This window comes from Haloechinothrix salitolerans, assembly GCF_042662605.1.
GTDB classification, from domain to species: Bacteria; Actinomycetota; Actinomycetes; order Mycobacteriales; family Pseudonocardiaceae; genus Haloechinothrix_A; species Haloechinothrix_A salitolerans.
Genome location: NZ_JBHSXX010000001.1, coordinates 1,757,907 through 1,769,987, shown reverse-complemented (window position 1 = coordinate 1,769,987; position 12,081 = coordinate 1,757,907). Strand labels below are relative to the sequence as shown.

Genomic DNA, 12,081 nt, shown 5'->3' with positions numbered 1-12,081 from the left:
TCCGATGCCAACACGCCGGCACGTTGAGCAAGCCGACCGATTCTCAAGGCATCGTCTCGCCGGCGAAGGAGAGGCGTTCGAGAACACGCCATCGATACTTGTGGTCGGCGCGGTGCAGCTCGACCAGCCGCAGCTCGGTGATGGTGATCTCGGCCGACGGCAACGACTGAGCCTCACGAGCAGCTGCGACGAAGGGGGCGGGTGCCTGCACCCGGCTGCTGTAGGCAACGCCTACGTGCGGGCGGTACAGGGTTAGCGGTTCGGCCTCCTCGTAGCCCGAGGCCACGGACACCGCTCGATGCAGGGACAGCAGTGGGGACCACGGGGCGACGCTGAGCCGAAGAGCGCCAGGTGAGCCCGCCAGAGGCAGCAGGTGGAGATGGAAGGGACTGGTCCCCTGGCAGTGCTCGCTGACGGTAGCGACGGCGGTGTCGAGCTTGCCGATGGGAACTTCATCGACGTACCCGAAGCGCCGCACGGTCAAGTGCAGGCTCTCCGGCGGGATGAGATCCAGGCCGTCTTCGGGGAGGACCGCTTGGCAGCGTTGGCTCAACTCGATGGCACGGGCCTCCTGGTCCAGCGTGATCATCCAGTGGTACGAGCGCCGATGGGGCCGGTCCCAGTGGCACAGCATCCGCTCGACCTGCTCAAACGCAGCTTGGTCGTGCTGGGCGACGCTGGCGGGGTCGTCAGGGTCAGCTGGCGGCGCGACGGGGAAGGTCGAGCTGTACGAGGTGCCCATGCGGTACACACTTACCGGCCTGCGATGAACAGCCGTCAACGGGAACCACCCGAGATCACCTGGACTTGGGGACGCTGCCGCCATGCGCGCAGCTGGTCGGTGAACTCGATGACCCGAGGCTCGTTCGCCCAACGCTGGGTGAGTCCGTGCAACGTCGTGGCACGCTGCCAGACCGACCGGATCGGGTGGTCAACACACACGCGCAGCGCCTCCCGTCCCAGCGCAAGGGCCTGCTCCAGGTCCGCATCGTCCTGCCGGAGCAGGGCTGTGGCGATGTCGAGGCGGACCAGCGCCCGGCTCCAATCGGAGTCCGCCTGTTCCACGGCTGGATCGACGTCGCCGGTGTAGTGCAGCACCCGTGTGGTGTCGCCCAACGGGACATAGGCGGTGGCCGCGTTCGCAGCCACCCGGGCGTAGCCGTACGGCTCGAAAGAGATACACGGCGTCAGTCCGGGGGCGATGTCGTAGTGATCGAGCAAGGCCAGGGCTTGTCCCACGGCCGCATCGGCACCGGCGCGATCACCGAGCTGGCCGAGTGCCCTCGCCTCCCCGTTCGCCAGGAGGCGAATGGTCTGAGGGCTGGTGGGCGCCAACGCCCGGCCTCGTGCCGCGTACGTCTTCGCACTGGCGTAGTCGCCCTGGTAATACGCACCCAGTGATTGGGTGCCCCACACCCACACCTGGAGGTCTGCGTCGTCAATCTCCGCCGCCAAGTGCAGCGCTTCCCCGCAGTAGGCACTCGCCAACCGGAAGCGGCCCGTGTTGACAGCCATGTAGCCGAGCAGCCCGGCAAGCTGGGCAGCGACCCGGTGCAGCCGGTAACGGACTCGCAGGAGCTGGCGCCCCTTCAGCAGCTGGTGGACCTGCCCGCGTAAGCGGGCGGCGGCCGGACCGAGTTCGGTGGGACCGCGCTGCTCGTACTCGGCAACGAAGCGGTTGACCTGGCCTTCCAGCAGCTGTAGCTGGCCATCACCGACGTTCGACTCCTGCAGCTCGTGAAGATGCAGCCACACCTCGTCCGGGTCATCCCACGACGAAGCTGGCGGGGTGGCTCCACGCTCCACGACTTGAGCGGGAACCGGACGAGCCTCGGCGGCGGTCTCGTGCAGAAGCTCATCGAGCTGTGCGGGACTCAGGTCGAGCACGGCCCTGATGCGCGGGCACTGCTCAGGTAGAGGAGTGACCGCGCCGGTCTCCCAGCGCCAGACCGTGCTGCGCTCAACCCCGACGGCCTCCGCGAAGCGCTCTTGGGTGTATCCCAGGCCGGCACGACGTGCGGCCAGTCCACGTCGCTGACGCCCCATAGCACCCCCGCGTGCGTTCGCCAAGCAGGTCTCGCGCAGCCCCAGCCAGTTCGGGCCACGAGCCTATCCGATCAGGTGATTCTAGTAGTCGTGGCCACGGCATCGACGCAGGTCAGCTCAGCGTGTGCAGCAGGTGTGCAGCATTCGTGCAGCGGGTCTGCTCTGGTCGCCGACCCCGACGGGCCGATTGACTACCACTCGGTTGCGGCGAGGCGGCCCCGACCCCGACCGGCTTCCCCCGAAGTCCCCCGACGCCTCGTCGCAACCAATCCCCTTGCAGCCGATCCGTGAGCCGGTACCGCCACCTCATGAATGCCAACAACCAGCCGGCCGATGTCCCGTTCCCTGCGGAGGTCGACGAACTGCTCACCGCAGTCGCACGGGATGGCTTCACCTTGCGCTACTGCAACGGGACTCATCAGCCCACGCTGATCGTCGGTACCTACGACTGGGGACCCTTCGTTGACCTCGTCGTCATCCGCGACATCGACGAGGTGATCAGCGCGCGAGTGCCCACCACGGACGTCACGGACATCTTCACACCGGAAGTCGTCGTGTGGCTGTACGCGAGCAATGCCCAGCAGGCGCTTCGAGCGCTGCTTGAGCTTCCTCACCCCTGGCACCCCGACGCGCCGACAACCCCGGCGCCTGCGCCGGCCTCGTTGCACGCACCGGCCGCACGGCAGTCTCCGGTGACGGTCCGCCCGCCGTCCGCATGGGCCGCCCGCGCACGGCAGCTACGGCTTGGGGCTGCCCTCGTCACTGACACTGCCGAAATCCCACAGCGAAACGGGGTGAATACGTGAGCTACCGAATCGGCAAGAGCTTCACTTTCGACGCGGCACACTACTTGCCCAGCCTGCCACCCGAGCACAAATGCTCCCGCCTCCACGGACACACCTACACCGTCGAAGTCGTTCTGTCAGCGGCAAGTCTGGCACCACCGGGTTTCGTTACCGACTTCGGCGAGCTGGGTCCGCTCCGCCACTACCTCGACGCCACACTGGATCATCAGCACTTAAACAGAGCCCTCGATGTCGAGCCGACCAGCGAGAACCTGGCCCGCCACATCGCCGACTGGTTCCAGGAGAACGTCGAGCCGACGATCCCCGCGCGTCTGGAGATAGTACGGGTCCATGAGAGCCCGACGAGCTGGGCTGAGTACCTGGTGCCGCAACCGTGACCACGCCAAGGCCCTCCGTGGCGCGGCCATTACTTGTGTCGGAGTGCTTCGGCCCTACTTTCCAGGGGGAAGGCCCCTCTGCGGGGACGCCCGCGGTTTTCATCCGACTCTCACGATGCAACTTGTCGTGCCCGGGTTGCGACACTCCATATACGTGGGATTGGTCCCGCTTTGACCCGCGCCGCGAGAGTCGGAAGATGAGCGTCGACGATCTCTACAGGTGGGTCACTACGCGACTCGTCGATCTCGTCGTGATCAGCGGTGGTGAGCCACTGCTCCAGCAGGAATCTCTCCGTCCGCTCGTTCAATCCCTTGCAGAGGCGGGACACCGCATTGAGATTGAGACGAACGGAACGGTAGTACCCAACTCGGACATCATTGATTCGGTAGACCAGTTCAACGTGTCACCGAAGACCTCGGCATTCGCGGGTACCGCAGTGGAGTGGGATGCTCGCATCAATCCAGAAGCGCTTCGCATATTCACTTCTTCAAAGAAATCCATCTTCAAATTCGTTGTGACACAGGAAGGCGATCTAGACGAAATTTCTCAATACACGGAGGAGTTCGACCTCTCCCCGCTTTGGGTTATGCCGGAAGGCACAACGCGCGAGCAAGTCCTGGACCGGATGTCGTGGCTAGCCGAGGAAGCGGTTCGCAGGAGCTGGAACCTCTCCACTCGGCTGCACATCCTCCTGTGGGGGGACGAGCGTGGTCGCTAACATGTCAGCGCTCTCGAACGAGCAGGTGAGATGGGTTCCCCGCCGACTTTGGGCTCAGCCGATCAACTACACCAGGACACGACCAGGTCACGATGGCCGGCAGCGCCGAGTCGGTCACACGCATGAGCGGCACAATGCAACCTTGCTAGTTAAACCACACCCTGGCCGTGGTTACCCGGCACGCGGCTAGTGTGTCGCGCCTGCGCGCATCGTCAGCCGCTGCGCCACGCTAGCCAGTCAACCCGACGCAGCACCCAAAAGACGCCGACCACAACCTCAGCTGAATACCGCCGGGAAAGGATGGTCCTATGCCTCCTGCTATCGACATCGTGGCTGACGGACTCATCGGGCACGACCAGTACGTTCTCCTGTGCCGACATCAAGATGAGCAGCATTGGACGCTCCCGGGACGAGTCGTCGCGCCCGGTGAACCTGTGGAAAGGTCATTGCTTCGGACCCTACGAGAGGACTTCGGGTTCTCAGTCCACGACTATCGATTCTCCGCAGCAATTGAGAACATTGACGAAACATCGATCGAATCCCATCATGAGATACATTTCGTCTTCGAGATAGACCTTGCCCAACCGGCAAACGAGGGTATTCGCAACGGCCGCGAGCTGAAATGGGCCTGGTGGGGCAGCATCGATAGCATCGATATCCGCCCGCAGCCCGTCGCCGAACAACTGCGCGACCCTGAGCAACAACAGCGCGTGTGGGCACCGTGGGCCGCGAATGCTGGCGCCGGGGCGCAATGAGCTTCACGGTACAAGGAGCAGTGCCGTGACCGTGCCCAACACCAAGAAGGGGCCGTGCCTCAGTGCCACGGTGGCCGGCCGTCCCCTGACGGCTCGCGCGACCATGTAGACTGCTGCCTGAAGCAGCCAGATCAACATGAGCGCTCCTGCCAGCCAGGCGAGCAGTTGAAGTCCGGCCGTCAGGACGTGCGGACTTGCTGCCGCTGGCCATCCCTGCCAGCCCAAGACCGCTCCGGACACCAACGAGAGCTTGAGGTCACCCCCGCCCATATGTCCGGGCAAGAAGACGTACCACGCACCGTAGAGCGCGGCGAACATGATCGCGCCAACCAGAGCGGCGAGCAAGCCACCCGCTCGCAGGTCCGCCAGCGTGGCCATGAGCAGTCCCGCGACCGTCAACACGTACGCGAGCAGCATTAGCCAGTTGGGCAGCCTCCCGGTTCGCAAGTCGACGGCGGCCAGCGGCGCTGCAGCCGCGGCATAGCCGGCCGCGGCCCAGACGTCTAAGCCAGTGCCGTGGCGCCACGCGAGCGCGACGAAGATCGCACCCGTGGCAGCGACCTGCAGCAGCTGTTCCCGTGGGCTCGCCTGCTCCCGCCGTTGGACAGCGAGCGCGATCAACGCGCCGACCGCCAGGCCGCAGCAGGCCCATACCGAGAGAGCAAGGACTGTTGGCACGCGAGTGACGCCCCCTGCGTTTTGACACGGTCTGCGATTGAGAGCCGTGCTCGCAACGTGTTCGGTCAGTTGCCCAGTGAACCAACTGCAAGAGTCTGATGTCGTGGCTCGCTACTCCAAACGAGTGAACTTTTCAGCCTGGGCGCGATCTACGGCCGTTCATGCCCTTGGTCCAGTTGATGTGACCGAGGTAACCCGAGGTACACGTAGTTGAGTGCCTGGATCATGCACAGCGGATGACGACCAACGTACTGGGGGGAGGCTGTATGCGTAGTCCGATCATCCCATCGGTCGCTCTGTCGGGTTCGGTAATCCTCTGCCTGACTGCGGCGATTGCCTGCAGTTCGCAGGACCCGCAAGCTCCGGCTTCCTCACCGAACCCGTCGCAAAACGTTGAGGCCCCGCCGTCGACCTCAGCGCCGTCCCCGGCCGACACGGCTCGGGAGCAGGCCAAGGAGGCTTATGTCGGCATGTGGCAGGCGATGGCCCGTGCCGGAAGGACCTCTAACTGGAAATCTCCCGAACTGGCCCGGTATGCCACGGGCAACGCTCTGACCACGATCACCAGGTCGCTGTACGCCGATCACTTCAACCATGTCGTCACCCGCGGCACTCCGAAGAACTTTCCACAGATCACCTCGGTCGAGCCGCCGAAGGCCCCGGAGACCGTGATGATTTCCGACTGCGGTGACTCGACCGGAACCTCGAAGGTTCACGAAGAGAGCGGCAAGCAGGTTCGTGGTGACGACCCAGGCGGGCGGCGGTCGATCAAGGCCGAGGTCAAGAAGCAGCCCGATGGTTCGTGGAAGGTGAGTCAGTTTGCCGTCCAGGGGGTGGGCACATGTTAAGGCGGGCTTCGATCGTGGCAGTGTCTGTGTCCACCTTGGTGATCGCTAGCTCCGGGACGGCGCTCGCGGACATCTGGGGTGGCGTCGACTGCGGCCAGGTCGACTACACAGGATGTGACTTGGGGGCGGGACGGGGAGGTCAGCCAGGGAAGCCTCCATCCCGACCTGAACAGCGAGGTCAGAGCGATAGCTCCGGCTCGGATGGCAGCAGTTCGCCACGGCCGCAGGGCGATCAAGTCTTGGGCGATCCGAACCTGGCGAACTGCCGGTACGTGCGCAGCGACTACCAGCCGCCAAGTCAGGGGACAACCACGGTCGCTTACCACCCGCCGAACACCGGCGGCGCGATCACCGCGACGCCGGCGGTGTACCGGCCGTCCACGTCGGGGGCGCAGGTCCGGTTCGCCCAACAACAGCAGCCCACGCCGGGGCAGTCGGGCGCGTGGTACATGTACCAATGCTCGGGCGAAGGCTGGTCGGATGCGCTGTATCGACCGCCGATCTGGATTCCGGACAGTGAACGGCCTGCCCCCCAACCATCACCAGAGCAACTGGCGCAGCAGGCATACAACCAGCTGCGGTTGCCGTCGCCGCAGATTCACGCCTCGCCTGCCGAGACGCAGCTGGTGAACCTGCCGACGTGGCTGTGGATGAACCGCGGCCAATGGCAGCCGCAGACGGCCACCGCATCCGTGCCCGGCGTTTCGGTCTCCGCGACCGCGACACCGAAGTCCGTGACGTGGTCGATGGGCGACGGCTCCACGATCACCTGCCAGGGCGCGGGCAGCCCGTTCCCGTCGGGCGGCGATCCGAAGGCGCCCAGTCCCGACTGCGGCCACACCTACCGCCAGACCTCGCAAGGGCAGCCGAACAACACCTACCCCGTCTCGGCGACCGTGCACTGGACTGTGACGTGGTCAGGGGCCGGCCAAAGCGGCACGTTCCCAGACCTGACAACGACATCGAACGCGACGTTCGCAGTGGCTGAATCGCAGGCGCTCAACAACGCTCCACGCTAGCGATCAGTCCGCTGTAGACGGACAAAGAAATCCGACGACAACACCCCATTTCCTCTTTGGAAAAGGGGTGCGGGGTACCGCATTGCCTGGAGGCGCTGGATGTCCACACCCACATCGACTCATGGATCCACCCAGGGGCCGCCCGCCGCCTCGCGGTCGTGGGTTGGCCGCAAGCCGGGTGCGCCGTCGCGCATCTCGGGCGGCGGAAGGCGCCGACGGGTGCCGTACCTCGTTCTGGGTGTGCTGCTGATCGTGGTCTGCGCGGCCGGATCAGTGATCACCGTGCTGCAGGTCGGCGACCGTGAGCCGATGCTGATCCTGGCGCGCCCGGTCAACGTCGGTCACGTGTTGACTCCGCAGGATCTACGCCAGGTGCCGATGTCCGCCGATTCGGGCACGGACGTGATCCCGGCGAGTCAAGCGTCGTCGGTTTTCGGTCAGCCGGTCGCCTATTCCCTTCCCGCCGGCACACTGTTGTCCCGGTCGGTGCTAGGTAATCCGCAAGTACCGCCCGCGGGTCAAGGAGTGGTTGCCGTTGCGGTAAAAGCGGGCCAAGCCCCGCCGGACATCGCCCCAGGCACGACAGTCTCGGTGATCGTCGCACCGGGCAGCGACACAACGTCGAGCACCGGCTCGACTCAGTCGACCGCCTCTGGCGGCCCCTGGCAAGCGGCGGTAGTCAGCGTCGCACCGCAGACCAACGACCAGTCGACGGTGGTCTCCCTGCAGATGCCCGCGGCCAGCGCCCGGCAGGTTGCCGCGATCCCGCCCGGCCAGCTGGCACTGGTCGCCGTCCCGGCAGGAGGACAGTGATGCTCGTGGGAATCTGCTCGGTGAAGGGTGCTCCAGGCGTCACCACCGCGGCCCTCGCGCTGGCGGCACGGTGGCCGGTGGGCGACCCTATGGTGATCGAGGCCGACCCGGCCGGGGGAGACGTCGCCGCGAGACATCGGCTGCCGGCCGCTCCGGGATTGGTCTCGCTGGCCGCAGCAGCACGTCGACAATCCAATCCCGAGCTGCTTGCTGAGCACAGCCAGCAGCTCCCCGGCGGCCTGCGGGTCATACCCGGACCGGTGGCCGCCGAACAAGCCCGCGCCGCCTTGGGGGTGCTTACCACCCGGGGCGTGCGGGCCATGCGGGCAGCGGCCAGTCCGCAGGATGCAGCAGTTTTGGTCGACGTCGGCCGGCTGGACACCTCGTCTCCAGCCCTACCACTGGTGCGCGGGGCGGAGTCGCTGGTGGTGATGACCCGGCCGCGTGCTGACCAGCTATCCCACGTCGCCACCTTGCTGAATGAGATACCCACCTGGACGCGAATTCCCGGACTGGTACTCATCGGAGGCGGCTACAGCCGCGTCGAAGTAGAGCGGGAACTGCGCGTGCCCGTGATGGGCACGTTGCCCGACGATGCCGCTGGTGCCGCACTGTTGTGCGGGCAACAGCGCGGGCGTTCACCGGAGAAATCGGCGCTCGGCCGCGCCGCCGAACGCCTCGCCCGCAACCTGGTGGCTCATGTTCAACGCGTACCGACCGCTGATACCGCGCAGGCTCCAGCAGCGGTTCCTGCGCAGGTGCCGTCCAGCGGAAATGGGGTGGTGCCGCGATGACGACCAACTCATACCAGACCCGCACCTCGGCAATACCGCCATACTCGCCATCCCACGAGCCAAGCTCGCAGCCTGGCACAGCAAGCCTCGACGGCGAGCACCCCGCCGCAGCAGCCTTGCGCACACGCCTGCGGCAGGCGGTCTCTGAAGGGCTAGCCGAGCGCATCCGAGAAGATGAACAGTACGGGCGCCCACCGCTGGACTACCACGCGCGCCGCAACCTGGCGGAAAAGCTCGCCGCAGATGCTGCCGACGCTTACGCCAACGAAGAACTGGCTCACCCAACGGGCGCTGGCCTTCCGCCCGATGACGTCGAGCGCCAGGTGATGACCTCAGTACTGGACGAAATCTTCGGCATGGGCGGCCTGCAACCCCTGCTTGCCAACGAAGACATCGAAAACATCAACGTCAACGGGTGTGATCACGTATTCGTGCGCTACAGCGACGGCCGACGAGCACAGATGCCGCCCGTGGCCGCCTCGGACGACGAGTTGATCGACCTCGTGCGCTCGTTGGCTGCGCGCGCCGGGGTCGAAGAACGGCGCTTTGACCGCGGATCGCCCGGCGTCAACGTCGAACTGCCCGATGGCAGTCGGCTGTTCGCGGTGATGGCGGTGACCGGGCGGCCGTCGGTGTCGATCCGGCGGCATCGCTTCTCGCAGGTCACGCTGGCGCGGTTGCGCCAGCTCGGCACGATCGATGCTGGGTTGGAAGCCGTGCTCGGTGCGCTGGTGCGTGCACGGTTCAACATGCTCATCGTCGGGGGGACCGCGATCGGTAAGACAACGATGCTGCGCGGGTTGGCTTCCGCTATCCCGTCCCACGAGCGGTTGATCACCATCGAGGACAACTTCGAACTGGGTCTGGATCGCGACCCGCAGCATCCCGACACCGTGGCCTTGCAAGCCCGGGAACCGAATGTCGAGGGAGAGGGCGCGATCAGCCAGGCCGACCTCGTGCGCTGGGCACTGCGGATGAGCCCGGACCGGGTGATCGTCGGTGAGGTCCGAGGGTCCGAACTGATCCCGATGGCCAACGCGATGACGCAGGGCAACGACGGCAGCATGGCCACCGTCCATGCCAGCGATTCGCGGGGGGCGTTTACCAAACTGGCGACCTATGCGGCCCAGAGCCCCGAGCGATTGGGGCTGGAGGCCACGAATCTGCTGATCGCGTCTGCGGTGCATTTCGTCATCCACCTTGCCGAGGCCAGGGATGACAAAACTCGTGTCGTGTCCTCGATTCGTGAGGTCGTCGGCGCCGATGACAAGCAGATCGTGTCCAACGAGGTGTATCGGCCTGATCCGACGGGCCGCGCCGTACCCGGGGTGCCAGTGCGGACCGAGACCGTCGAGCGCCTGACCGAGGTGGGTTTCGATCCGGATGTCCTGGAGCGGCCTGAAGGGTCGTGGAACCCGTGACCGGCTCGATCGCGGTGGCGGGAGTACTCGGGGTCGGCTTCGCCCTCGGGGTGCTCCTGCTCATCCTCGGTGTGCGGGGCCAAGACCCCGCCGCGTCGGCAATGCCCAGCCGCTGGGCGCAGTGGGTTGACCGGCTGCGTCACCGCACCTCCGCGCGGTGGACCGCGGCGAGCGTGACGGCCGGCGTGCTGGTGGGCGCGGTCACGGGCTGGGTCGTCGGCGGCGCCCTGACTGTGCTCGGTGTCTGGGCGCTGCCCCGAGTGCTGGGGCGCAACAAGGATCAGGCCAGGCGGGTCGCTCGGATCGAGGCCATCGCCGCGTGGACCGAGATGCTGCGTGACACCCTGTCGGCCGCCGCTGGCCTGGAGCAAGCAATCCAGGCCACTGTGGACACCGCCCCGGAGGCAATCCGGGACGACATCCGAAAACTTTCGGTGCGGATCGAACGCGGGGACAAGCTCGCCGATGCGTTGGGTGGTCTGGCCGACGACCTCAACGACCCAACGGCTGACCTGGTCATCAGTGCCCTGGTGCTGGCCTCCCAGCACCAGGCTCGCTCGCTCGCCGATCTACTCGGTGAGCTGGCGACCGAGGCCCGAGAGCAGGTCTCGATGCGACTGCGGGTGGAGTCCGGACGGGCGCGCACGCGGACGAGCGTGCGGGTGATCGTCGCGACGACGCTAACTTTCGCTGCGGGCCTGGTGGTGCTCAACCGTGGCTATCTCGACCCCTACGACAGCGCGTTCGGCCAGATCATGTTGTTGGTTGTCGGCGGATTGTTCGCCCTCGCGTTCGCGTGGCTGGCCAAAATCGCGCGCATCGGCGAGCCAGAGCGGTTCCTCACCCACCTAACTGGGGCCGAGCCGCAGGCGACGCAGGAGGTGCAGCCGTGATCACGACTGCTGTTCTTCTCGGAGCCGGCATCGGGCTCGGAATCTGGGCGCTGCTGGTCTGGTTTCTTCCGCCACGACCCTCGCTAGCCAGCGCCCTGACTGCGGTCCGCACGACCGGCCAGGCCCGGCCCACGATTACCGCCGTCGACTCAGGAGGTTGGGCAACGCGCTGGGGACGTCCTGCGGTGCGACCACTGCGAGCACTGGGCCTGCCCACCGAACGGCAACGTCGGGACCTGCTCATGCTTGCCCGATCCCCAGAAACACTGCTGGCCGAGAAAGCGGTGCTGGCCGTCGCCGGTCTGCTGCTGCCAGGACTATTGCAGGCCGTGCTGTGGGCAGCAGGGGTGATCTTTCCCTGGCAGGTGCCCTTTGTCGTCGGCGTCGCCTGTGCGGTCGGCGGCTTCTTCCTGCCGGACCTGGATGTACGCCAACAAGCTGAACGCAAACGCACGTCGTTTCGCCACGCGCTAAGTGCCTATCTCAACCTGGTGCGCGTCTCGCTGGCAGGCGGGGCCGGGGTCGATGGCGCGCTGAACGACGCGGCACTGATCGGCCAAGGATGGGCCTTCGCCCGCATCCGCCGGGCTTTAACCACGGCACGCCTGACTCGCACCACCCCATGGGAAACCCTCCGTCAGCTAGGTGAGGAACTGGGCATTCGCGAACTGGTCGAGCTGTCCTCGTCGGTGTCGCTGGCGGGCACCGAGGGCGCCAAGGTCCGCGCTTCCCTGGCTGCGAAAGCCGCGGCGATGCGCACCCACGAGCTCACCGAAGCCGAAGGCGAGGCCCAAGCGGCGACCGAGCGCATGAGCCTGCCCGTCATCTGCTTGTTCGCCGGCTTCCTCGTATTCATCGCCTACCCGGCCATGGCCACCGTCCTCGGATCCCTGTAGCCCGCAGAGAAAGGTT

General features: G+C 66.1%; 14 protein-coding genes. 11 read left to right on the top strand and 3 right to left on the bottom strand.

Going from position 1 to position 12,081, the window contains the following annotated elements; all coding sequences use genetic code 11:
- Positions 1–43: 43 nt before the first annotated feature.
- Positions 44–742, bottom strand: a complete 699-nt coding sequence (locus ACFQGD_RS08305; protein WP_345394691.1) for a 2'-5' RNA ligase family protein — start codon at positions 740–742, stop codon at positions 44–46.
- 35 nt (positions 743–777) lie between these two features.
- A complete protein-coding gene (locus tag ACFQGD_RS08300; RefSeq protein WP_345394688.1) occupies positions 778–2,046 on the bottom strand; it encodes a helix-turn-helix transcriptional regulator in 1,269 nt (422 codons plus the stop codon).
- Positions 2,047–2,354: 308 nt separating this feature from the next.
- On the opposite strand from ACFQGD_RS08300, the gene ACFQGD_RS08295 reads away from it, so the two are divergent.
- The 4 genes from ACFQGD_RS08295 to ACFQGD_RS08280 all read left to right on the top strand — a co-directional run bounded on the left by ACFQGD_RS08295 (position 2,355) and on the right by ACFQGD_RS08280 (position 4,703).
- Positions 2,355–2,852, top strand: a complete 498-nt coding sequence (locus tag ACFQGD_RS08295) for a hypothetical protein (protein WP_345394685.1) — start codon at positions 2,355–2,357, stop codon at positions 2,850–2,852.
- Entirely contained in the window at positions 2,849–3,229 is a 381-nt protein-coding gene (locus ACFQGD_RS08290; RefSeq protein ID WP_345394682.1) for a 6-pyruvoyl trahydropterin synthase family protein, read from the top strand. Before ACFQGD_RS08295 ends, ACFQGD_RS08290 begins: the two co-directional genes overlap by 4 nt.
- Entirely contained in the window at positions 3,226–3,948 is a 723-nt protein-coding gene (locus ACFQGD_RS08285) for a 7-carboxy-7-deazaguanine synthase QueE (protein WP_345394679.1), read from the top strand. Before ACFQGD_RS08290 ends, ACFQGD_RS08285 begins: the two co-directional genes overlap by 4 nt.
- 308 nt (positions 3,949–4,256) lie before the next feature.
- Complete coding sequence (locus tag ACFQGD_RS08280; RefSeq protein WP_345394676.1) at positions 4,257–4,703, top strand: NUDIX domain-containing protein; 447 nt, start codon at positions 4,257–4,259, stop codon at positions 4,701–4,703.
- Positions 4,704–4,706: 3 nt separating this feature from the next.
- Here ACFQGD_RS08280 and ACFQGD_RS08275 read toward each other — a convergent pair whose 3' ends face one another.
- On the bottom strand, positions 4,707–5,381 hold the full coding sequence (locus ACFQGD_RS08275) for a prepilin peptidase (RefSeq protein ID WP_345394673.1): 675 nt from the start codon (positions 5,379–5,381) through the stop codon (positions 4,707–4,709).
- 266 nt (positions 5,382–5,647) lie between these two features.
- Here ACFQGD_RS08275 and ACFQGD_RS08270 point away from each other — a divergent pair, with 266 nt between their 5' ends.
- The 7 genes from ACFQGD_RS08270 (at position 5,648) to ACFQGD_RS08240 (ending at position 12,065) form a co-directional block, all read left to right on the top strand.
- Entirely contained in the window at positions 5,648–6,229 is a 582-nt protein-coding gene (locus ACFQGD_RS08270) for a hypothetical protein (RefSeq protein WP_345394670.1), read from the top strand.
- 239 nt (positions 6,230–6,468) lie between these two features.
- Positions 6,469–7,248 carry a hypothetical protein gene (locus ACFQGD_RS08265; RefSeq protein ID WP_345394667.1) on the top strand — a complete coding sequence of 260 codons (780 nt, stop codon included), beginning with the start codon at positions 6,469–6,471 and terminating at the stop codon, positions 7,246–7,248.
- A gap of 240 nt (positions 7,249–7,488) precedes the next feature.
- On the top strand, positions 7,489–8,061 hold the full coding sequence (locus ACFQGD_RS08260; protein WP_255375762.1) for a flagella basal body P-ring formation protein FlgA: 573 nt from the start codon (positions 7,489–7,491) through the stop codon (positions 8,059–8,061).
- Positions 8,061–8,855 carry a chromosome partitioning protein gene (locus tag ACFQGD_RS08255; RefSeq protein WP_345394662.1) on the top strand — a complete coding sequence of 265 codons (795 nt, stop codon included), beginning with the start codon at positions 8,061–8,063 and terminating at the stop codon, positions 8,853–8,855. Before ACFQGD_RS08260 ends, ACFQGD_RS08255 begins: the two co-directional genes overlap by 1 nt.
- 116 nt (positions 8,856–8,971) lie before the next feature.
- Entirely contained in the window at positions 8,972–10,276 is a 1,305-nt protein-coding gene (locus ACFQGD_RS08250; protein ID WP_345394659.1) for a CpaF family protein, read from the top strand.
- Positions 10,273–11,169, top strand: coding sequence for a type II secretion system F family protein (locus ACFQGD_RS08245; protein WP_345394656.1), 897 nt, complete (start codon positions 10,273–10,275; stop codon positions 11,167–11,169). The genes ACFQGD_RS08250 and ACFQGD_RS08245 overlap by 4 nt, the downstream gene beginning before the upstream one ends.
- Positions 11,169–12,065, top strand: a complete 897-nt coding sequence (locus ACFQGD_RS08240; RefSeq protein WP_425557316.1) for a secretion system protein — start codon at positions 11,169–11,171, stop codon at positions 12,063–12,065. Before ACFQGD_RS08245 ends, ACFQGD_RS08240 begins: the two co-directional genes overlap by 1 nt.
- The last annotated feature ends 16 nt before the right edge of the window (positions 12,066–12,081 follow it).

Coding starts and splice junctions, on each gene's coding strand:
- ACFQGD_RS08305 (WP_345394691.1), bottom strand. CDS start 742: ATGGGCACCTCGTACAGCTCGACCTTCCCCGTCGCGCCGCCAGCTGAC.
- ACFQGD_RS08300 (WP_345394688.1), bottom strand. CDS start 2,046: ATGGGGCGTCAGCGACGTGGACTGGCCGCACGTCGTGCCGGCCTGGGA.
- ACFQGD_RS08295 (WP_345394685.1), top strand. CDS start 2,355: ATGAATGCCAACAACCAGCCGGCCGATGTCCCGTTCCCTGCGGAGGTC.
- ACFQGD_RS08280 (WP_345394676.1), top strand. CDS start 4,257: ATGCCTCCTGCTATCGACATCGTGGCTGACGGACTCATCGGGCACGAC.
- ACFQGD_RS08270 (WP_345394670.1), top strand. CDS start 5,648: ATGCGTAGTCCGATCATCCCATCGGTCGCTCTGTCGGGTTCGGTAATC.
- ACFQGD_RS08255 (WP_345394662.1), top strand. CDS start 8,061: ATGCTCGTGGGAATCTGCTCGGTGAAGGGTGCTCCAGGCGTCACCACC.